Genomic DNA, 23,894 nt, shown 5'->3' with positions numbered 1-23,894 from the left:
AAAATCATCGCTTTTTTTGTGTTAACTATGGTGATTGACATGAAAATCAATACGAAAGTGGCGTTCTACAAGCGTTTTGATTAAAACATTAACGTTTCTTTAACGTCTTATTGTTTAACATTGAGGTATTCTATGGCTTGCCTTAGTGGGCTGCACGTCATTAAGCTGACTTTTTAAAGCCAAATCATGGACGAAGTTGCCCAATCCTTATAGGCACTCGCGCTCATCAATATGGATATTTGTTATGCCCTTTATAAAAAAAATTGATTCATTCTATGAAAAACTGCACGATAAGCTGCCAGCTGTAGGTAAAGCAGCCTCTTTTTTGACTGGTACTGGTGTCCTCACGGCCAACAGTGCGATGGTTGGTCTGCCTATTTGGAGCTTAGGCGCGGCAAAAGTATTGACTGGAGCGAAAGCTGCTGATGATGCATTAATTGCGATTACCAAATACTGGATTAATAGTAATAATGCCGTGATTGACCACGCGCTACCCCATAAAGACTGGCGCATTAATCTGCCCGACGATTTGAGCGAAGACAAGCAGTATCTTTTGGTAAGCAACCATCAATCGTGGGTCGACACCAGTATCGTGCAATATATCAGCCAAGATACGCTGCCTTTAACGCGATTTTTTACTAAGTTTAATCTGATTTACATCCCCGTTATCGGTCAAGCATTTTACTTCTTAGACTTTCCGATGATGAAGCGTTTTTCCGCCAAAGCGATGGCAAAGAATCCAGAACTTAAAAAACAAAATCTCCTTGAGGCTAAGCGTGCCTGTCGTCAATTAAAAGACAAACCCTTTGCGCTATTAAACTATTTGGAAGGGACCCGCTTTACTAAAGAAAAACATGATAAGCAAGGCTCACCTTATCAGCATTTGTTAAAACCACGCGCTGGCGGTTTGTCGTTGGCACTGAATGCCTTGGGTGATGAGTTAGATTCTATTTTAGACATTACCATCGTCTACCCAGACGGCGCGCCTGACTATGATGATTTATGGAAGGGCAATATTCGCCGCTTGGGCGTCGATGTGACTCGCTTAACCATACCGGACGAATTATTTGCGGCCATCATGGATGGCGGTTATGACCGTGACGAGACCACTAAAAAGATGATGTTTGATTGGTTAGAGGATATTTGGCAACAAAAAGATGCGCGTATTACTAAGATGCTGAGTGAGTTTGAATAGAATTTGCAACCCGTTAAATGTCGTTATCGCCAATATCTAATGCCAGTTATCATGTAACTATTATCTATCAGCTACTAACCACAAGCTTAAAAGTTAGCTTGTGGTTTTTTATTCCGTTATTCTGCACTTTCATTCCTCACCTATTCCACATCCTAGCAAAAATCATCAGTAACATGACAAAAACGAATATGTTAATGCCAATTCACTGCATGAGATGTAGCGCGTGATACCTCATAATGGTGGCATATTTCATATTGATTGAATCATTGGTGATGCTATGAACACCTTTCCGCTATTTTTTAAATTAGAAGACCGCAAAGTGCTGATCGTTGGTGGCGGTGATGTCGCGCTACGTAAAGCTGACTTGCTCAGCCGCGCAGGTGCTGCTATCACGATTCTTGCGCCAAGTATCAGTACTGAAATACAAGCCTTGCTCAGCCACACTAAGTACAAAGCCAAGCACAAACTCATTTATGAAAACTACAATAAAGCTTATATGATAGGTGCACGCGTTATTATCGCCGCAACGGATGATGAAACCCTCAATCATCAGATTCACGCTGATGCTAGCGAGCTTAATATTCCGGTAAATGTGGTTGATACCCCGCATTTATGCGACTTTATTTTCCCTGCTATCGTTGACCGTAATCCCATTGTGATTGGCATTTCATCTAACGGTAAAGCGCCGGTGCTGGCACGTTTACTGCGTGCACGTCTTGAAACTTTAATTCCGCAAGGCTATGGCAAACTGGCCAAGCTTGCTGGTGAGTTTCGTAGTGAGGTAAAAACAAAAATTCCAACCCTTACCGGACGTCGCCAGTTTTGGGAACGCGCCTTTGAAGGTCAAGTCAGTCAGCTGATGTTTGCCGGTAATGAAAAGGAAGCGGCTACCCAATTGCAAGCGGATTTGGATCATACAGCCGCGGCAGTAGCTATCAGTGCGGAAAATGCAGTAGACAATGTATCTTCAGAATCCCAAACCGTAAAAAATACAATGGGCGAAGTTTATATCGTTGGTGCAGGCCCCGGTGATCCAGAACTGCTTACCTTTAAAGCGCTTCGCCTCATGCAGCAAGCCGATATTGTCTACTATGATGCGCTAGTATCACCGCAAGTATTGGATTTATGCCGCCGCGATGCCGATAAAGTATTTGTCGGTAAAAAGCGTAGCAACCATGCCGTTGCTCAGCTTGGTATCAATGAGCTATTAGTCAATAGCGCAAAAGAAGGTCGCCGTGTGGTACGGCTAAAAGGTGGCGATCCCTTTATCTTTGGGCGTGGCGGCGAAGAGATTGAAAGCCTACGTGCGCACGGTGTGCCTTATCAAGTCGTACCCGGTATTACCGCCGCCAATGCCGCTGCTAGCTATGCTGGCATTCCACTCACGCACCGAGATCATTCGCAATCGGTACGTTTTGTCACTGGGTTTTTGAAGGCTGGCGCCCCCAATAGCAACTTTAAAAGCTTTTTAAATACTGATGAGACCGTGGTGTTTTATATGGGTTTGCATTCGCTGGCACGTTTGACGACAGGTTTAATTGACGCTGGGCGTAGTAGCGACACCCCAATTGCCATCGTCTCCAATGCCAGTATGCCCAATCAACAAGTATTAACAGGTACGCTTGCCAATATTGTTGAGTTGCAAGAAAAAAGCCAGTTGCCCACGCCAGCGCTACTTATCATGGGAGACGTAGTTGCATTGCATCATGATTTGGCTTGGTATAACCACAATAACCAAAATGTTAATAACGAAGCTAGTAACTGGCTACGCGAGGGATCAGCTACTACGGATAAAGATTCAAAACAATTTACGAGCCAGCAAGCGCATGCGCTATCTATGGTCGCTAACTTGGCACCGGCTGATGATGGTTTGGAGCAGTTGGTGATTGGTTAGGTTTTATTATTACTTTCTAAAAAGCTAAGTCCTACCGATAATATATTGGCAGGGCTTTTTTATGCGCTTGCAACAGAGTAGAAGAGCAAACCACCGCAATTCTTGCTAGAATAATCGCTGTCTTTTATTCATCATTAAGCTCAACTATGTCCACACCTACCGATACTAAGTTCATGTCTACTAAACCTTAACATACCTAAAAATAATTACTGTTATCACTATTGTGAGCGCTGAAAATGAAGTTTTGGTCTATTAGAACCCTTGAAGAATTAGAGATTCTATTAAGTGGTCAGCCATTAAGAACCGACTCTGATAAAGTAGATAAGGACCGTAAAGAGGCTTATCAGTGGATTTCAAAGCAGTTAAGTAAAAAGGTGACACCCCCGCAAGGTGTTGAGTATCCTATTTGGCTATGGCGATATTGGGAAGGTAAACAAAGAGCGAAGCCCGACTTAAGAGCTGGAGGGCATGTTGAGAGAGGATGCAAAGCGGTTAGGATTGAGTTAGAAATACCCTCTCATAAAGTACTACTCAGTGACTTTGACGGCTGGCATGCTGTACTAAACAATCACCACTTCTGTGAAACTGATGCAGAGTATAATTATTATGAACAGTATGAAAATCAGGAAGATAATGAGAATTTACTAAGAAAAAGCAAGGAAGCCACTTGGCTTAAGATTTTTTCGATAGAAAATCTGCCAGAGGATTGGGCCGTACAGGGCATTACTTGGGAAATCCTACCTGAATATATGGTTAATTATAAAATCTTCACAGGTCGTTAATGTAGGGCGCATCCTAATAAAGAGTCAGTAGTCAAAAGCGAGACTGGTAAATTATCATTTATGGTATGATTATTTAACTCTAAATCACTTATTGATTAAGCCATCCTCTTAATTATTTACGCGTTGTAATATCCTCTATGTCAAAGTCTACCGAATTGTCTGCCATCTCCAAACCCTTAACCATTTTACACACCTCAGATTGGCATTTGGGGCGTAGGCTTTATGGGCGCATGCGTTATGATGAATTTGAAGCGTTTTTAAGTTGGCTACAAGATACCATTAGCGCGCAAAAAGTCGATGTCCTTATCGTCGCGGGTGATATCTTTGATACCATGACCCCGAGTAACAGAGCGCAGGCGCTATATTATGAATTTTTGGGCAAAGTTTCAAAATCATGTTGCCAGCATATCGTCATCGTCGCGGGTAACCATGACTCACCTACTTTTTTGGACGCACCAAGCAATGTATTAAAATTCTTAAATGTTCACGTCATTGGCACCGCTTGTGAAGACTTAAACGATGAAGTCTTGGTTTTAGATGCTGCAGACGGTACACCGCATTGTATTATCGCCGCTGTGCCTTATTTGCGTGACCGTGACGTGCGTAGCAGTGCCGCTGGCGAGTCTGCGGATAGTAAAGATGCCAATGTCATCAAAGGCATTCGTGCCCATTATGATGAAGTCGCTAGTATTGCTAAAGCGAAGCAAGCTAAATTAGCCGAAGTGCACCAACGTCATATCCCTATCATCGCTACAGGGCATCTATTCGCCGCAGGTGGCACCACTACTGAAGACGATGGGGTGCGTGAGCTTTATGTCGGCTCACTCGGCAAAATCTCTGCTGATATGTTTGATGAAGGCTTTGACTATGTGGCACTTGGGCATTTGCATGTTCCGCAGCGCGTCGGTGGTCGTGAGAGTATTCGCTATTCAGGCTCGCCTATTGCGATGGGCTTTGGTGAGGCTAAGCAACAAAAACAAGTATTACTGGTACAGTTTGGCGCAGTAGAGAGGTCTTTATCTGAGAGTACTATTATTCAGCTTACTAATACAGTGACCACGATTGAAAAATCGGTAGAAAAAACCACTAAAAAAGTAGCCAGTCAGGCGACGGATTTTATGGACGATTTATTTGGTTTTGATAACACAGCAGAAAGCGAAGAGAATACGCAAAAAGCCTTTGAAGGATCAATTTCTAATCAGATAGACGCTATACAGAGTAATGATTCCACAAATAACTCTATTGCATCCTCCAACCTATTACATCATGACGAATCACAGCAGATGCAGGTTATTTCCCTACCCATCCCAAAATTTCAAAAATTGGCGCAAATCTCAGGCGACCTAGCTACTATTTTAGAAACCATTAGATCTATTGATCCAACTGAGTCCATTTGGTTAGAGGTTGTTTATACTGGAAATGAGATTGTAAGTGAGCTAAAAGAACAAATTAATGAGATGGTAGAAAACTTATCGCTTGAAGTACTGATAACAAAAAATGCTAGCTCCTATAATAAAGTACTTAACCAACAAAAGATCTCTGAGACCCTACAAGACTTAAATGAGGAAGATGTATTTGAGCGCTGCTTAACCGCTCACAATATTCCTGATGAGCAAAAATTATCTTTACGTGACGCCTATGATCAAATCGTTTATAACCTGCGTCATGAAGATACTCAGGCCGAATAATAGCAGCGCATTTTAGATGCCAGCCAACAATTTCTTCACTTTTCATCACCATTCTCTTTATAACTGCTCTATATAAAAATAAGACCTGCCCATGCGACTGATTGAACTACGACTTAAAAATTTGAATTCCTTAAAAGGCGAATGGCACATTGATTTTAATGACCCCGCTTTTCTAAATGAAGGCATCTTTGCCATTACTGGACAGACGGGCGCTGGCAAGACCACCATCTTGGATGCTATTTGCTTGGCTTTATACGCTCAGACACCGCGTATTGAGTCGATAAGTAAGAGTAGTAATGAGGTTATGACTCGTCAAACCGCTGATTGTTTTGCAGAAGTAGTGATTGAGATTAATAAAAATCGTTATCGCTGTCGTTGGGGACAACGCCGCGCACGTAATAAAGCTGATGGAAACTTGCAAGATGCTACTCATGAAATCGCTAATGCCGATACTGACAAAATTTTGGAAAGTGGAATAAAGAAAACTAAGGCACATATTCAAGACCTGATCGGCATGGATTTCAATCAATTTACCCGCTCCATCATGCTCGCACAGGGCAGTTTTGCCGCGTTTTTAAAGTCAGATATTGGCGATAGAGCAGCGATTTTAGAGAAAATAACGGGTACTGCTATCTATGCCAAGATATCGTTAAACGTCCATGAAAAAAAACGCTTTGAGGAAGACGTGCTTGGTAAGCTACAAGCGGGCGTTAATAGCCTATCGTTATTAAGTTTTGAAGATGAAAAGCTACTGGCAGCAGAGTTCGAAACCCTTAATCAACAGCAAAGCAAGCAGCGAAAAACTTTCAAAACCCTGAGCGAGCAGCTGCAGTGGCTGGATAATGTACAGCAGCTACAGCAAAATATATTAACTTATCAAAATGATTTTGCATCGGCTCAGCAGGCTCAGCAAGCCTTTACTCCAGAAGCGCAGCGCCTAGATATTGCTAATAAAGCCTTGGAGATTGATAGTCAATTTCGAGAGCTTAGCTATAGCCGAGAGTCGGTCAAGAGGTTGGGTTTCGAGCAGCAAGATTTGCTTAATAAGATTCCAACACAGCAAGAAGCGCTGGCACAAGCCACGACCCATTTAGATAATATCAATACCATTGAAAAGCAAGCCACGGACAATCTGCAGACCACCTTACCTATCATTGCAAAAACGCGCGAGTTGGATGCTGAGATAAGACAGCACTCCCATTCTTTGGCTGACGATAATCAACGTAAAGACGTCTTAGTCAATAATACGCAACGATTACGCCAAGAAATAGCCAGCCATGAACAAACAGAACAAGAGACCAAAGCTCAGCTTAGCAGTATAGAAAAATATTTTAGCGATTATGAAGAGCTAAACGATCTCGATACAGATATGGCGACCTTTGATAGCAGCTGTCGCCGACTAGTGGTGCTGCTAGAAGATAATGTCAGCTTAGCGGCGGATAAACTTGCACATGACAACCAATCAAGCCAGCTACAAGCTCATTTCGATAAGCTCTCTAAGCAGCAAGATGCTGATAAGTTGTTAATAACTGAGCAACGCGAGCAACTGGTCAGCTTACAACAGCAGCAAGACGCACTCATCGAAAAACAATCTCTCGCTAGTATGCGCGGCGAGCAAGAACAAATCGATCAGATCAATACTCAGATTGCGCAAGCCAGCTTTAAGCTACAGCAGCTGTCTGAGCTTGCGAGCCAAATCGAAAAGACTAAGTTCTCGCTGCCCACGCTAACCGAGGAACTAACGACCTTAGCAGGATTGATTGCTAGTCATCAATCAAATATTCAAGACGCTAAGCTTAAGAGGCAAGAAAAGCAAGAGCATCTGAGCTTACTACAGAAAGTCGCTGGGCTTGAGGACTACATAACAGAACTAGAAGATGGCTTGCCCTGCCCACTTTGCGGTGCGCATGAGCATCCTTATGGCAAACATCATCCATTATTAGACAATAGTCATACTGCTGATGACAATGCCGAGCAAAACCAGTCGTCCACAATAAAACAGACTAAGACGCAACAAACTCAGCAGCAAATAACTGAGCTAGAAACCGTTATTGATAACCTTGAGCAGGCTTTATCAGCATACAATATCCAATATGCCACCAAGAAAGAGATGCTTAACAACCAAGAGCAACAACTAGCGCCGCTACAGCAGCAATCCGAAATCTTACACGGCGATATTCAGTCGTACATAGCCTCATTATTTGAGGCTGAAAACAATTATTCTGAAGCAATCGCAGCAATTATCAATCCTCTTAATAAGATAGGCGATGATATCAATGCGATTATCACGAATATGGACCACTGCTTATCCTTATTAGACACCGCCAAACACAACCTCACTGAACATAAACAGTCTCTTAAAACCATAGTTGTCGAATATGAGCACCTAATTGAAAGTGCTGCAAAAATTAGCACTGCCATCGAAACCGATGAAAAGCAGCAACAGGCACTTAGTCATGACATTAATAATCTAACCACTGACATTAAGCTTAATTCTCAAAAGATTGATGGCATAAAAGATAAGATTGCCGCTAATTTCTCGGAGTTGGCGCCCCTGATGACCACCGTTTCATCTCTAACGCATAAATACCCAGCGAATAAATATAAAGATTATTTAACTACAGCGCTCAACACGGCAGACTTATCTGATGCACTTAAGCAATTGGGTAATAGTTTTGATGAGCAAACGGTAATAGACAGCGCAGACTATGACCGTCATATTGAAAAACTGCGTCAACAGCGCAGCGCTTTAAACCAGTTAAAACGACAATTTAATGAGCAGAAAGACCGCCAACAGCAGCTAACCAATACCTTAAGCAGTTTGACCGCGCAGATTGAAACCAAGCAAGCACAGCTTAGCAATGATGAAGCAGCGCTCAAAGAGCTAGAGAACTTAGTTGCTCATAAAACCAATGCTATCGAACAATTAAAGCAGAATAGAAAAGAGATTTTTACAGATAAAAATACAGACAATGAAGAAAATCAATTACGCCATGCGGTTGATGCAGCTAAAGCCAAGCAAGTAGTAGCACAAAGGCAGCTAGACACTGTACAGCAGACTCTAGAGCAATTAACGGCTAGAGAACAACAGCTAGACACAGAGCTACAAGCGGCGATGTCTACACTGAATACGCAGCAAAGCACCTTTACTCATTTGCTCGCAGAGTCACAGTTCGTAGATGAAGCTGCTTTTGTGAGTGCCCGCCTGCCTAAAGAAGCGCGTGAGTCACTACAGACACGTAAATTGGCGATTGATAATGCCCTGCAACAGGCTAAGTTACAGCTGGATAGCACCCAGCAAGCGTTAGAGCTAAAACTTGCCAATCCTATGACCGATGAAGACCGAGAAATACTTGCTGGCCAGCACCATCAAATACAAATAGATATTGATGAGTTAAGTCAAAAAATCGGTGCGATTGACCAAAAGCTTAAGGATAATGATAGCCAAAAAGGCCAACAAGCGGCACAGCTCATTGCTATCAATGAGCAAAAACAGAAGCTGCAAGTTTGGCAACAGCTACATACGCTCATTGGTTCCGCTGATGGCAAGAAATACCGTACCTTTGCCCAAGGCTTAACGTTTGAGGTCATGATTAGCCATGCTAACACTCAGCTACAAAAAATGAGTGACCGTTATTTACTCATTCATGATGACAGCAATCCACTTGAGCTTAATGTCATCGACAACTATCAAGGCGGCGATATTCGCAGTACCAAAAATCTCTCCGGCGGTGAAGGATTTATTATCAGCTTAGCGCTTGCGCTCGGACTATCACAAATGGCCAGTCACAACATCCGCGTCGACTCGCTATTTTTAGACGAAGGCTTTGGCACGCTTGATGAAGAGTCGCTTGATATTGCGCTCGATACCTTAACCAGCTTGCAGCAAGAAGGTAAACTTATTGGCATTATCTCCCACGTACAGGCGTTAAAAGATCGTATCTTAACCCAAATCAAGGTTGAAAAAATCTCGGGCGGCTTTAGCCAAATCAGTGGTCAAGGCTGTCGCCGAGTTGCCAATGCTACCAATGAAAAAGCCTCGTAAATTAAGACAGCAGTTAAGGCAGTTAATAAAAATTATGGTAATAAGGAAATAGCGATGACCAACAAATTAGCGCTCTTAACATGGGTATCTATTTTATCTATTGGTATGGTTAGTACTATCACCCCTGCCCACGCTACCATCAGCTGTGCCGGTTACTTACCCAATAGCTATTTTGAGCGTATCGAAAACAATAAGCCTTTTGCTGGCAAGTTGGTCGAACAAGCCGATAGCACGCAGCAATTACAAGAGTTAAATGGCAAGGTGTTACTAGACAATCTTACCGATGCTTATATATTGATGGACACTTATGTGCTTGCCAAACAGCATGGCAAATACGGCGTTATCAATGCCGCTGGCAAGATTATCGTGCCTTTTGAGTATGATGAGATTCAAACCGAACCGGATATTGCCACCAGCTTTATTGTCAGCGTTAAGTCATCAGATGGTAAGAGCAACGCCACCAAACAAGGTATTATCAATCGTCATGGCGACTGGATTTATAATCTGAGTGACGCTCATATCGAGCACGCGCACTATGATTCTGATTATGACCAAGATTATTTTATAGTGGATAAAAATAATGGTCTGATGGGATTGCTCGATGATAGAGGTTACTGGGCTATAAGACCGCAATATGATGCGATTAATCCGTTAAATGCTTGTACAGGCGAGCCTCTATATCTACAAGCTAGCCTGCAAAACAAAACCGCGCTGATTGACCAAAATAATGATGTCATCATTCCACTTGCTGCAAACCAACATATCGAAGCCTTTAATGCTTCCGCCAAGCCGTTGCTTTTTTTGCGTAGCACCTTAATTGCTGGTAGCAGCGCTATTGGCATGAGCGAAGATATTCAAGACGATATTGTTAGCGCCCAAATTATTGATGCTAATGGTAAGTTAATTCTCGCATCAGACGCACCGATTAGAAAACTGCTATATCATCAGCTCTATACTTATAAGCAAGCGGGAAAATTTGGCATTGTTAATGATAAAGGCAATGTGATACTAGAGCCCCAGTTTGACAGTTATCGTGATGATGCGAATGAAGTATGGGTTGAAAAGAATGGTAAAATGCAGCGTTTAAATACTTTCATAAAGTTAGATTAGTACTTTTGACATTTTTACTGCTCCTATTTTATTATGCCTATTTATCATTTGAGTATTAGAAAATAAAAAACCAACGTTAACTCATAACGGTGGTTTTTTTAATCAAACGATGTGCTTATTGTATATAAACACTTAGCCAGCTTTGTATTTGCTCACTATTTAGTTACGAGGCCACTAAGCTCACTCATTAACACCGATAATGTCGATAAGCTGATAGCACTTTCATCATTGCTATCCAATTTTTGCATCTCTGCCGTGACGACGTCAAGCTGGCTGGCATGACGTGATTTCCAGTCATTAAAGGCCTGCTTGGCATCAGCTTGCGTCAATAAGGTATCCATCAGCATGCGTAAGCTGCGCGAGACTTCGTTGACAAGGGCGTGACGCGCACGGCGATCCCAGTCATCTTGCTGCGGTAAGGTGGCGATATTATCCATCATCCAATCTAACTGCAAGACGTGATAGGCCTCAAAGTATAAAGTCGCAATCTCATCAACTGGGCGCTCATACTGCTCAGCCAATAGCGCGGCATCTAGGGCATCGACATGGTAAGGCAACATGGCAAACATCGCCGCATCATTAGCAGAGAGATCATCTGCCATTAAGCTTGTGGTATCTTCTTGCAAGTATTCTGAGAATTGCTGCTCGATAAAGCCACCTGCTTTGGTCAATTTCTCGACACTGTCCTCAAAGCGATTGATCATATCGGCAACTTGCAAATCTTGACCAAAGGCATTGATAAACCATACCACGCCATTTTCAAGTGCGTCACGCAGACGCAGCTCAAGCTCAAGCAGCAAGGTCGCATCAACTTGATTATCCAGCGACTCAAGCAAATCCCATGCTTTTGACACATGGAAGACGTCACGGGAAATCGCATAACCGCGCGCAATGGTGGCAAGCGTTTGTCCTGTTTCTTCATGTAGGCGGAATAACGCTTCGATACCCAGACGGTTCACGATACTATTGGTCAAATAAGTACTGATGATTTCACGGTGCAAGCGATGTTCTTTCATCTCATCAAAGAAGCGTGATGCCAGCTCATCAGGGAAATATTGACGCAGCTCATTGACGAAGTACGGCGCATCAGGTAAATCTGATGATAATAAATGATCATATACCCACATTTTGCCGTAAGCCATGACGATTGCCAGCTCAGGATTGGTGAGGCCTGTGCCCGCTTTTTGGCGTTTGGCAATTTCTTCATCGGATGGCAGATACTCAATCGCGCGGTCAAGACGACCCTCAGCTTCTAACATTTGAATAAAGCGTTGATGGTCGCTTAAGTTTGCCGCGGCGCGCAGATGGCTAAGCTCAAGCGCTTGCGGTTGTAGATAGTTTTGGCGTAGCACCAATTCAGCGACCGTGTCGGTCATAGACTCTAACAACTCATTACGCTGCTTGAGCGTCATGTCGCCTTGCTCGACCACTTTACCCAGTAAAATCTTGATATTTACTTCATGATCCGAGCAATTGACGCCGCCTGAGTTATCGATGGCATCGGTATAAATGCGACCACCCGTTTGTGCGTATTCGATACGCCCTTGTTGAGTAAAGCCTAAGTTGCCACCTTCGCCAACGACTGCCGTACGCAGCTCACCACCGTTGACGCGCACGGCGTCATTAGCGCGGTCACCAACATCGGCGTGACTTTCATTAGCACTTTTTACATAAGTTCCGATACCACCATTCCAAATCAAATCAACAGGCGATTTTAATAGCGCACTGATTAGCTCATTGGGCGCAAGGCTATCTTCACTGATATCAAATAGCGCTTTCATCTCAGGGCTAATCGCAATGGTTTTATCTTGACGTGAAAAGACGCCGCCACCTTGACTGATGAGCGATTTTTCATAGTCGTCCCACGTCGAGCGCGGCATCTCAAACAAACGCTCACGCTCGGCATAAGATGCGGCAGTATCTGGGTTTGGGTCGATAAAAATATGCAAGTGGTTAAAGGCTGCGACCAGCTTGGTATGAGTAGATCTGAGCATACCGTTACCAAATACGTCGCCGCTCATATCGCCGATACCAACGACGGTGAAATCATCACGGTTTTGGATGTCCATACCGCGCATACGGAAGTGACGTTTGACCGACTCCCATCCACCGCGCGCGGTGATACCCATGGCTTTATGGTCATAGCCAACCGAGCCACCTGAGGCAAAGGCATCGTCAAGCCAGAAGTTATACTCGCTTGATAAAGCATTGGCAATATCTGAGAAAGTAGCGGTACCTTTATCGGCGGCGACTACTAAATACGGGTCGTCCTCATCATGACGCACGGTGTTGGCTGGCGGGACAATTTGACCATCGACAATATTATCAGTAACGTCAAGCATACCGCGGAGGAACGCTTGATAACAGGCAATCCCTTCTGCTTGGAAAGCTTCACGACCATCGGCCATGGTTTTGGTCTTAACGATAAACCCACCTTTCGAGCCAACCGGTACAATCACCGCGTTTTTGACCATTTGTGCTTTAACCAGACCGAGGACTTCGGTACGGAAATCTTCCATACGGTCTGACCAACGCAAGCCACCGCGAGCGACTTTTCCGCCGCGCAAATGCACCGCCTCGACACGTGGCGAGTAGACAAATATCTCAAACATCGGCTTGGGTTTTGGTAAGTTTGGAATGTCTGCCGCTAAGAATTTAAACGACAAACGGTCTTTACGTTGCCCATCCGCTTCTCTTTGATAAAAGTTGGTACGTACCATGGCATTAATCAAGTCCAAATACCAACGGAAGATACGGTCTTCATCTAAGCTGCTGACACCAGCCAATGCGGTGGTAATTTGCGCTTGAATTTGACTGGTCTTGCTGGCACGTTCCTCAGTACTGTATATAGGATTCATCCGTGCATCAAACAGCTCGCCTAATGCGACACTAATAGCGCTGTTTTTTACTACGGTTTGCTGAATATAAGCACTAGAGAACGGGGCTTTTGCTTGCATCATATAACGCGACAAGGCACGCAGTACGACCACATCATAAGTGTCTAATCTGGTGGTCAATACCAACTCATTAAACGAGTCACTCTCGATACGCCCTGCCCAAATTTGCTTTAGGCTGTCTTCAAACTGCGCGCGTACTACTTGCATATCGATGGTATCGACATGTTCCAATACCAGCTCATACTCTTGCATCCAAATCGACTGCTCTGGCAAATCAAACTCATAGGTTTGCGCTGAGATGACCGATACGCCAAAGTTTTCTAGCACCGGTAATACTTTTGAGAGAATGACAGGGTCTTGGCGACCGTACAGCTTTAGATGTAGCTGATTGCTGGCATCGCCCGTTGACTGATATAAATGCCAAATCATGGGCTGCTCATCGCTCAAGCCCGCCAAACGCTTGGTATCTTCAACTGCCGTACGCGCATCAAATCGTTCTTGATAAGCCGCAGGAATATAGCTTAAGAAGCGGCGCATTAAGGCATTGGCTTGCTGCTCGCCTACATTATCAAGCAGCATTTTTTGATAATGATCGCTCCATGACTGCATCAGCGCCGACAGCTTATCTTGTAGCGCCGCCGTATCGACCTCATTTACTTGACCGGGGACTGTGCGCACATGCACATGAACGCGGGCGTGTTCTGACTCGTTAAATTCCGTCGTAAAGCCAGATGACATACCACCATAAGCGTCTTTTAGGACATTTTGTACTTTAATACGCAGTTCGGTATTGAACTTATCGCGCGGGATATACACCAAGCAGGACACAAAACGCTGATAATGGTCGACGCGGCTAAATAAACGTAAGCTTTTCTTGTCTTGCAATTGGCTAATGCCAGATACGATAGGATATAACTCTTCGACGCTGGCTTGAAACAGATCATCACGCGGTAGAGAATTAATCACGTGCATCATTTTATGATAAGCGTGACCGTCTCGCGGTAAATCTGCCATCGCCATGATTTTATTGGCTTTTTCACGCAGTAGTGGAATCTGCTGTACACTGAGCTGATAGGCTTGGGCGGTAAAGAGCCCAATAAAGCGATATTCACCAATCAATGTGCCATTAGCATCAAACTTATGAATACCTAAAAAATCCATATATACCGGACGATGCACCGGTGACACACGGCTTGATTTAGATAACATCAATATACGTGGCTCGGTTAGTAACTTTTTGAGGTTACTTGGCAGCTCATCAAAGCTCTTTGATAAAGTATCTTCACTACCACCGCGCAATAGCCCAAGACCGCTATCGCCAATGGCATATAAGTCTAAATTGGCATTGTCATTATTTTTGTGGCTGATTTTATGGTTGCTTGTATCGCTCTTATTATTCACATCGTCATGTATATTAATGAAACTACCGCCCTCTAAGCGGTATTCGCGATAGCCTAAAAAGATAAAACGATCTTCCAATACCCAATCCAAAAACGCTTGAATCTCTTGCTGTGAATAAAACACTTCTGGTAAATTTTGACCGGCCAGCTCCGCCTTTATATCCGTCAGCTTGGCACGTATCTTTTGCCAATCATCAACGACGACATCAAGGGTATCTATTTTTGCGAGCAGCATTTGTTGTAGCGCCGCCAACTCATCATTGTTTTGATAAGCAATTTCACAATGAATCAAAGACATTTTTGAGGTGTCACTTTCATGCGCGCTTTCGATATGGCTAATGTTGCCATTTTCATCGCGCTCAACACTCACAATAATATTGTAAGTACGATGGACATCGATACCTTCCGCTTCTAGACTCATCAAAAGCGTATCTACTAAAAAGGGTCTATCGTAAGCGACTATTTGAATAACGGTATGAGAGCTATGAAAATGCTGCTCTTCGGCTATTGGGTTTAAAATAGCGAGCTGCGGCTGACTGCCATCATAGGCTTTTAGAAGGGTAAAGTGATGTAGCGCCATTCCAGCCAAATCAATATTGCTGATATCTTTGGCGGCTTCTTGGTGCAAGCTCTGGTAATAGCTATGAATAAAATGGTCAAATAATGATTTGTCCTGTTGCACATAACTGGTGGCAATATCGCTTATCTGGCTGATCCGCTCTTTTGCGATATTTAGGGTGTTAGGCATATCCATTGTCCTTTGTTATAAGTTTGTTGTTCTCGTTTCTTCTATGAATGAGTTATTTCTACTGACTGCTTATTTAACATAGCTAGCCGGTTTAACATGACACTTAGCTATCTGGTATACAGTTAATTTCCCCTTTTTTTAATATTTTATTTAGCATTTATTGGCATTCCATGACTTAAATGGCATAAATAGCCATTTACTGGTCTTTATTATTTCTACTCTTTACTACTGCCAATCTATCAAAGTGTAACGCACCTCAGCGCATAGCTAAAGCGTACAACATCATTTCATGAATCACGAAGATGTCGATAACCTTTAATAATGAGACAATACCATTCTAATGTAGTCTAATACTTGCTGGCAGGTGGATACTCATGACAATCACGGCGTTTTTTTGTTAGAATACCGCACTATATTGAACCGTATTTTACTGGCTCAATACTCACTCAATATTATGACTTTTAATGCTAAGGGCAAGACGTATGATGAATATTTTGGTGATTGGCTCAGGTGGTCGCGAACATGCACTAGCATGGCAGTGTGCAAAAGACGACAACGTACAAAACATTTATGTTGCGCCCGGTAATGCTGGCACTGCCCTTGAAGCCAAATGCCAAAACGTCCTGTTAGAAGATGCAGCCGATGCTGATGAACACAGTGCGGTCATCGAATTTTGCCAAAATAACGCTATCGACATGGTGATTGTTGGTCCAGAAGCGCCATTGGTAACGGGTATCGTCGATGCTTGCCGTGCAGCTGGTATCAAAGCATGGGGTCCAACCGCTTATTGTGCGCAGCTCGAAGGCTCAAAAACTTTTGCTAAAGAGTTTATGGCGCAAAATAATATTCCAACGGCTGCCTATCAAGGGTTTACGGACGCTACTGCTGCTAAAGCCTATATCGATGAGCAAGGCGCGCCGATTGTTATCAAAGCCGACGGTCTTGCTGCGGGCAAAGGCGTTATCGTCGCTGAAACCATCGAGCAAGCGCATGAAGCGATTGACGATATGCTTGCTGACAATAAATTTGGTGATGCTGGTAGCCGCGTGGTTATTGAGCAATTCTTGCAAGGTGAAGAAGCCAGCTTTATTTGCATGGTAGATGGTGAAAACATCTTACCGATGGCAACCAGCCAAGATCATAAGCGTGCTTTTGAAGGCGATACTGGGCCAAACACCGGTGGCATGGGTGCTTACTCTCCTGCGCCAGTCGTTACTCAAGACGTTCATAACAAGGTGATGGCAAAAGTCATCCAGCCTGTTGTTGATGCGATGAAAGCCGCGGGTCATCCTTATACCGGATTTTTATACGCTGGGCTGATGATTGATGATGCGGGCGACCCGTATGTGATTGAGTTTAACTGCCGTTTTGGCGACCCAGAAACACAGCCTATTTTAATGCGCTTGCAATCATCGATGGTTGAGTTAGTCGCACAAGGGTTAGAGGGTAAATTACCAACCGAAGCCAATTGGGATGAGCGCCCTGCTCTAGGTATTGTCGTTGCTTCAAAAGGCTATCCTGAAACCTCATCAAAAGGTGATGTGATTACAGGCTTACCAGAATTAGATAGTGATAATAAAAAATCGGTAAAAGTCTTCCATGCTGGCACGGCTTTCTCTAATCAAGATGCGCTTAGCAATGAAAAAGAAGTCGTGACCAACGGCGGGCGTGTATTGTGCGTGACGGCATTGGCTGACACTATCTCTGATGCGCAGCAAGCAGCATTGACAGTGACGGGCGCGATTAGTTTTGATGGTGCGCATTATCGCCGTGATATTGGTCACCATGCGATTGCTCGCGAAAACGTTTGATACAGCTGAGCTGATTTAAACGTTAGATTTTAAAGCTCTGCTTTAAAAGATGCGTTTTAAAAGTTCTGCTTTAAGAAATCCGTTTTAAAACCTACAGAGTTTTTTATAATGATTCGACCTAGTGTAGCGCTAGGTCGTATTTTTTTGACCGCACTTTTACCTGATTCTTTTAATCTATTTTTTAATGACCGTTTTTCAATAGGTTGTTTTTGAAGCAATTGCTTTTAAAAATCTATCTTTGACCGCTTAGTGTTAGAATAAAGGTCATCAGAGTAAAGCGCCGCCAGATTTTTAGTGACTTAACCTATCAGTAGGATGAGCCGCTAATCGCTGTACCCATTAAAAGTCATGTTTTAGCTTACAAAGTAAGTGACAGCCTAAGCTCACGCGCCTCAAACTACCTCCCGTTATATGATACAATTTTGTACCAGTACGTCGCATCTCCCTTGTATTGTCGGTTTTGAACCCGCAAATCAATAGCAACCAGATGAATGATTATATTTATGGCAAATGATACTTCTAGACCTTCTAATAATAAGCAGTCTAATAACAGACAGTCCATCGACAGCCTAAAAACGTCAGGGTTTGAGCGTCGGATGTCTATTGCTAAAACCTCCTTAAATATAGGTCGTCGTTGGGCTGGTAATAGTGTGTCTGGTATGTTTTTGGACAAAGAAGCCCGTACGGCACGTAACCAAATTTTTATGGAAGAACAGGCCAATTATCTGGCAGAAGAGTTGGGTAAATTAAAAGGGTCGGTAGTAAAAATTGGTCAAATGCTGGCGATTTATGGCGAGCATATACTGCCACCCGAAATCACGCGTGCCTTGCAAACGCTCAATGATGATACGGCAACCTTAGCGTGGCCAAAAATCGAGCAGACATTACAGCAGTTATTGGGCGCAAAATTAAATGAGCTTGACGTCGACCCTATTCCTATCGGTACCGCTTCCCTCGCCCAAGTTCATCGTGCAACCGTATTGGCGACGGGCGAACAAGTGGTGTTAAAAATCCAATACCCTGGTGTGGCAGATGCCATCAATTCTGACTTGGCTTTATTTAAGCGTTTATTAAAAGTCAGTAATATTGTGCCGCAGACACGTGCACTCGATGCTTGGTTTGAAGAGATACGCGACCTGCTACATCATGAAGTTGACTATGAAGCGGAAGCTGCGACCACAGAGCGTTTTTATGAGCGCTTATTTGACGACCCGCGTTATATCGTTCCCAAAATTAATCGCACTTATTCAACCAAACGCTTGTTATGCATGTCTTATGAGCCAGGTATTACCGTTGTCTCTGAGGCGCTGCAATTATTGCCGCATGAGCGACGCAATGCCATCGGGCAAGCGGCCATCGAAATCATGATGCAAGAGATTTTTGTTTGGGGCGAGATGCAGACGGATCCAAACTTTGGTAATTACCTCGTTCATGTTGCTACTGACGAACACGAAATTGATAAACTGGTGTTGCTAGATTTCGGAGCCATTCGCCAATTCGATAACAACCTACTGACGATTGCGCACGGATTATTACGAGCCGGATATCGTCATGACCATCAAGCAATGAAACGTGCTATGACCGGTTATGATTTCTTTGATAGCATGAGTGATAAAGTCCGTTCCGATATTGCCTCATTGTTTTTATTGGCCACCGAACCTTTTAGTGACCCGGCATTGAATCCGGATATTCCTCTTGATTGTTTGGATGAGCAGCAGCGTTATATTTGGGCAAATAGTAAATTGCATACTCGCCTCTCAAACGATGCGACGCGAGCAATGCAGTCTTTCGAGTTCAATCTGCCGCCTAAAGAATTTATGTTTATCAGTAGAAAATTTATCGGTGCTTATACGTTTTTGACAGTGCTAGATGCGCATACGGATTCTAATAAACTGGTAAAGCCTTTTTTATAAGGTGAGAAAGTGATATTTTTTGGACCGCCCTTTTGTGGCGGTCTTTTTTATATTTTGCTTTTTTATTTGCTTAGGCTATTTTTTATAGATATCTTGATGAGGATATACATTTCTATTTTTTAACTTATCATTCTTTCGTAGTGTATATATAAATGCTTAGGCTATTTATCTTACTATGCTTCACTGCTCGCTTGCCATGTATCGAATCTGGTTTTATAACCTTCAGGCTTACGCATGTTTAGCTGCCAGCAAGTTTCACCGCGCGCCAAGTATTTAACTTCAAAGTGTGTGCGCTGACTATCGCTAGCTACTTTATGACGCGTATTCGGTAAGCACCAGACCTCATTGGCTTGCTGCTCTGCATTATCCATATATGCTTCTATATTGGTCGCCAGTATCACTTCTCCATTTACCTGCAAACGAGAAAGTAAGAACTCAAAGAAAGGCATGTTTAACCACTGCTGGTTAGGGTTATGTTGCTCAGGATTGGGATATAATATAAAGATACGTTCGATACTGTTTGGCGCAATGGCATGGACAATCCAAGCAATGGCATCAGCATGAATCGCATTTAGATTGCTTGATTTCTGCTGCGCTGCCAATTTAGCAAAGGCATCGAACTTATTACGTGTGCGCTCTATAGCTACCAGGTGCTTATCAGGATGTTGCAGTGCGAAGCTAAGGGCATGCTTGCCCTTCCCTGCGCCAATCTCTAACACCAAAGGCAGTTCAGCGTTGATCAATATATCGGGCACTATAAAATCACGTGGGGCTGAGAGTTTTTGTGGTTGAAAGGCACGCGGCTGCTGATGTGAAAGCTCAAGATTATGAGTCATCTACTATCCTTAAGGTATTTGTCATTTGTCATTATTCGACCACATGCTATTATATAGTCAATCCAGCCCAATAGTAATATAACGACCGTGCTCATCTAACGACAATTATTAATTGCTCAATGCAATTAATAATTGTCGTTAGATGACGTCTTGGTTTTACAACCTTTATTCATACTCGCTATTGATGAGCAGTGCTGTTGTCAATGACAGCATTTATTGATAGCCCATAGGATATACCCACTTTTATTATGACTGAATCTACTTCTAGCAACAGCGACCACAATACCAACCCCTTACCCAAAACCTATCCTTGTCCAGAATGCGGCAATCAAACTGCTTGGCAAGACAATAAATATAAGCCATTTTGTAGTCATCACTGCAAGCTTATCGACTTAGGCGCTTGGGCAAGTGAAGAATACACCTTACCTGCCGAATCGACGCCATTTTCTGATGAGCTCTAATCATCTAATTATTTCCGTTAAACTTTTAACCCTTTAACTCTTTATTATCCCAAGGATGTTTTACATGTCTGCTACTTACCTGATGCCCACTTATAATCGTCAACCAATCAGCTTCACCCGCGGTTCAGGCAGTTGGCTTTATACCAAAGATGAGACGCCTTATTTAGATGCCTTGACGGGTATCGCAGTATGCGGCTTAGGACACTGTCATCCAAAGGTGACTGAGGCTATTCAGCAGCAGGCGGCAACCTTGGTGCATACCAGCAATTTATTTGGTATTGATTGGCAAGAGCGCGCTGGCGAAGCCCTATGTAATGCGGCACAAATGGACAGCGTATTCTTTGCCAATAGTGGCGCTGAAGCCAACGAAGCAGCATTAAAATTGGCACGACTCTATGCGCATCAGCAAGGTTTTAAACGCCCAAAAGTCATCGTCATGGAACATTCTTTTCATGGGCGTACCTTGCTGTCGTTATCAGCAACTGCCAACCCTAAAGCACGTGAAGGTTTTTATACCTTGGATGAAGATTTTATCCGTGTGCCTTTTGGTGATATCGCCGCGATTGAACAAGCAGCTCAAGACCATGATGATATCTGTGCGGTATTTGTCGAGCCTATCCAAGGCGAAGGTGGTTTGAATACCGCAGCGAATGGCTTTACTTACCTTGAGCAATTACAAGCCGTATGCGATAGCCATAATTGGTTATTTATGCTCGATGAAGTACAAACCGGTAACGGTCGTACGGGCAAATACTTTGCCTATCAGCATAGCAATGCTCGCCCTGATGTATTAACCACTGCCAAAGGTTTAGGTAATGGCTTTCCAGTAGGCGCTTGCATGGTGCGTGGTCGCGCCAATGGCTTGTTTGGCGCCGGTAGTCACGGCTCAACCTATGGTGGCACGCCATTAGCAAGTCGCGTGGTACATAGCGTTTATGAGGTGCTTGCCAATGACGATATCATGGACAATGCCGTCACCGAAGGACAGTTTATCCGTGATGGTGTGGTTGAGGCGCTTGGACAATATGGCGTCAGCACTCGCGGCGCTGGGATGATGATTGGTATCGCGCTCCCTGACGAGATGGATTGTAGTAAATTGGTTGACCGCGCCCGTGATGAACAAAAATTAATCATCAACGTCACAGGTGGGCATGTGATTCGTCTATTGCCGCCGCTCAATATGACCCGTGATGAAAGCTCACAAGTGGTTGAGCGCTTGGTTAATTTATTAAAGCCTTCATTTTAAACGATTGATTTAATCAAAGTTTAAAGCTAAAAAAGCCTATAGATAAGTTATCTATAGGCTTTTTGCTTTTTAACACTTTAAAAGTAATTTAAATTAAATGTTATTAAGCGCTTAGTTTAATTGGCATGAAAGTACTTTTTTAATACCTCTAAGCAGCGGGTGATTTTTGCAGGCTGCTGATCACGGTTTAAAGTGACGGCATATAACACGAAACTTGGCAGCTGATAGCCGGTCAAAACTTCGACTAAATTGCCGTTTTCAAGCTCTTTTTTGACGTCCATTTCCATGATTCGAATCAAGCCATGACCTTCTTTTGCCAAGGTCATCGCCATAAAGACGTTATTGGTATGAATACGTGAATTCATCTTAATGCGGGTTTTTTTACCCGTTTCCGTTTGGGACAGCTCTAAATGATTGGCATCTTTCATAAGATCGATGCAAATCAATTGATGATCTACCAAATCTTTTGGGGTTTCAATCTTTTTATGTTGACGTAAATACTGCGGTGAGGCGACCAACAATTGACGCACATCAGATAACGGATGATTGCTTAACGTTGAATCATTGATATTTGGGCTCATACGTACCGCAATATCAATGCGCTCATCGATCATGTCGATATAATGATTGTCGGCGAAATACGTAATGCTAAGGTCGTCGTGCGCAGACATCCAAGTCGATAATGCCGGCAAAATATGATGTACACCCAGCTCAGGCGTCGTTGCAATACGCAAGCTACCAGCCAGCTCATCACGTAATTGATTGACCTTGATACGTCCTTGCTCAGCAGCGCTAACCACGTCTTTTGCCGCTTCATAAAAGCTGGCACCCGCTTCTGTTAAGCTAAGCTTACGAGTTGAGCGATGCAGGAGCACCACGCCCAGCTCATTTTCTAAAGAACGTATCTGCTGACTAACCGCACTGGTTGTAATACCCAGTTCACGAGCTGAACCACTAAAAGAGCCGTGTCCGACCACACTGGCAAACACAGCCATACCACGTAAATTATCTAACATATTCTCACCTAAGCTGCTTTTTAGTTTTTAATATAACTTAACCATTATAGCCGATTATCATAAATCTTACAGTTTTTTAATATACCTCTGACGGTCAATAAAGCAGATTTACTGCTTAATAAAACCAAAAATATCAAGGCGATAACATAATCTCGCCTTGATATTTTATTCACTATAATAGGTTTAGTAATTATCTAACTATTAAAATAACAACCATTATAAAACTACTGATTGTTTAATATAACTGAACTTTGCCCATTTTTCCTTCGCCGCGCTCAGTCAAATATTGCATGACGGGCGTATTGAGCAATCTAGACTCTGCCACTGCACGGGCTTGTATGAGGCGTTTTTGCTGACGACGTTCAGGCGTCTTATCGTCGGCTTGCATAATACTGCTATCTATCTGCAAGCTGATGTCTGCTTGCGTAAATTGTTCTTGCAGTTTTGCCGCCAGCTGCTGAAAGGTGGCTTGTAAATGCTTGCTATCCACTGCGGTGACAAAGACAGCTTTATCATTACAGTAGCCAGTCATCATACCTTGACGCGCCAGTGCCAGTTCATCTGGCGCCAAACTACCAGCTTCACGCGCACATTGTAACCAATAATCCCATTTGTCTGGCGTCCACTCGCCCGTCAACGGTTGCGGGGCGCAACGTAACAAGGTACGCGGATCATCAGCTTGCGCAGTTAATTGAGAATCATTTGCGTCAGGCTCAACAACAGGTTCAGGCTCAACAACAGGTTCAGGCTCAACAACAGGTTCAGGCTCAACAACAGGTTCAGGCTCAACAACAGGTTCAGGCTCAACAACAGGTTCAGGCTCAACAACAGGTTCAGGCTCAACAACAGGTT

General features: G+C 43.5%; 13 protein-coding genes and 1 pseudogene. 10 read left to right on the top strand and 4 right to left on the bottom strand.

What is annotated here, in order from left to right:
* Positions 1-244 precede the first annotated feature (244 nt).
* The 6 genes from JMX50_RS02955 to JMX50_RS02930 all read left to right on the top strand — a co-directional run bounded on the left by JMX50_RS02955 (position 245) and on the right by JMX50_RS02930 (position 10,714).
* A complete protein-coding gene (locus JMX50_RS02955) occupies positions 245-1,195 on the top strand; it encodes an acetyltransferase (RefSeq protein ID WP_201565907.1) in 951 nt (316 codons plus the stop codon).
* A 277-nt stretch (positions 1,196-1,472) separates the two neighbouring features.
* Entirely contained in the window at positions 1,473-3,089 is a 1,617-nt protein-coding gene (cysG, locus tag JMX50_RS02950) for a siroheme synthase CysG (RefSeq protein WP_201628367.1), read from the top strand.
* A gap of 236 nt (positions 3,090-3,325) precedes the next feature.
* On the top strand, positions 3,326-3,871 hold the full coding sequence (locus tag JMX50_RS02945) for a DUF3841 domain-containing protein (RefSeq protein ID WP_201628366.1): 546 nt from the start codon (positions 3,326-3,328) through the stop codon (positions 3,869-3,871).
* Between the two features lie 137 nt (positions 3,872-4,008).
* Positions 4,009-5,559, top strand: coding sequence for an exonuclease SbcCD subunit D C-terminal domain-containing protein (locus tag JMX50_RS02940; RefSeq protein WP_201628365.1), 1,551 nt, complete (start codon positions 4,009-4,011; stop codon positions 5,557-5,559).
* A 91-nt stretch (positions 5,560-5,650) separates the two neighbouring features.
* Positions 5,651-9,604 carry an AAA family ATPase gene (locus JMX50_RS02935; RefSeq protein ID WP_201628364.1) on the top strand — a complete coding sequence of 1,318 codons (3,954 nt, stop codon included), beginning with the start codon at positions 5,651-5,653 and terminating at the stop codon, positions 9,602-9,604.
* A gap of 54 nt (positions 9,605-9,658) precedes the next feature.
* Complete coding sequence (locus JMX50_RS02930) at positions 9,659-10,714, top strand: WG repeat-containing protein (protein ID WP_201628363.1); 1,056 nt, start codon at positions 9,659-9,661, stop codon at positions 10,712-10,714.
* A gap of 155 nt (positions 10,715-10,869) precedes the next feature.
* Here the strand turns inward: JMX50_RS02930 and JMX50_RS02925 are convergent, their stop codons facing one another.
* The gene (locus tag JMX50_RS02925; protein ID WP_201628362.1) at positions 10,870-15,759 is read right to left on the bottom strand and encodes an NAD-glutamate dehydrogenase; all 4,890 of its coding nucleotides are present in this window, start codon (positions 15,757-15,759) and stop codon (positions 10,870-10,872) included.
* Between the two features lie 485 nt (positions 15,760-16,244).
* On the opposite strand from JMX50_RS02925, the gene purD reads away from it, so the two are divergent.
* Positions 16,245-17,570 (top strand): phosphoribosylamine--glycine ligase, encoded by a 1,326-nt coding sequence (purD, locus tag JMX50_RS02920; protein WP_201628679.1) that lies wholly within the window; start codon positions 16,245-16,247, stop codon positions 17,568-17,570.
* A gap of 503 nt (positions 17,571-18,073) precedes the next feature.
* Positions 18,074-19,483 carry an ABC1 kinase family protein gene (locus tag JMX50_RS02915; protein ID WP_201628361.1) on the top strand — a complete coding sequence of 470 codons (1,410 nt, stop codon included), beginning with the start codon at positions 18,074-18,076 and terminating at the stop codon, positions 19,481-19,483.
* Positions 19,484-19,656: 173 nt separating this feature from the next.
* On the opposite strand, the gene JMX50_RS02910 is transcribed toward JMX50_RS02915, so the two are convergent.
* Complete coding sequence (locus JMX50_RS02910) at positions 19,657-20,319, bottom strand: DUF938 domain-containing protein (RefSeq protein WP_201628360.1); 663 nt, start codon at positions 20,317-20,319, stop codon at positions 19,657-19,659.
* Positions 20,320-20,567: 248 nt separating this feature from the next.
* Here JMX50_RS02910 and JMX50_RS02905 point away from each other — a divergent pair, with 248 nt between their 5' ends.
* Positions 20,568-20,780: a DNA gyrase inhibitor YacG gene (locus tag JMX50_RS02905; protein WP_068405332.1), complete on the top strand. Its 213-nt coding sequence runs from the start codon at positions 20,568-20,570 to the stop codon at positions 20,778-20,780.
* A gap of 64 nt (positions 20,781-20,844) precedes the next feature.
* Positions 20,845-22,026 (top strand): aspartate aminotransferase family protein, encoded by a 1,182-nt coding sequence (locus JMX50_RS02900; protein ID WP_201628359.1) that lies wholly within the window; start codon positions 20,845-20,847, stop codon positions 22,024-22,026.
* Positions 22,027-22,142: 116 nt separating this feature from the next.
* Here the strand turns inward: JMX50_RS02900 and JMX50_RS02895 are convergent, their stop codons facing one another.
* A complete protein-coding gene (locus tag JMX50_RS02895; protein ID WP_201565011.1) occupies positions 22,143-23,042 on the bottom strand; it encodes a LysR family transcriptional regulator in 900 nt (299 codons plus the stop codon).
* 235 nt (positions 23,043-23,277) lie between these two features.
* Positions 23,278-23,894: pseudogene (locus JMX50_RS02890) on the bottom strand (DNA polymerase III subunit gamma/tau); the annotation flags it as partial.

The organism is Psychrobacter maritimus (assembly GCF_904846345.1).
Lineage (GTDB): Bacteria > Pseudomonadota > Gammaproteobacteria > Pseudomonadales > Moraxellaceae > Psychrobacter > Psychrobacter maritimus.
Note: the sequence above shows the minus strand (reverse complement) of the source record. Positions and strands in the feature narration are given on the sequence as shown.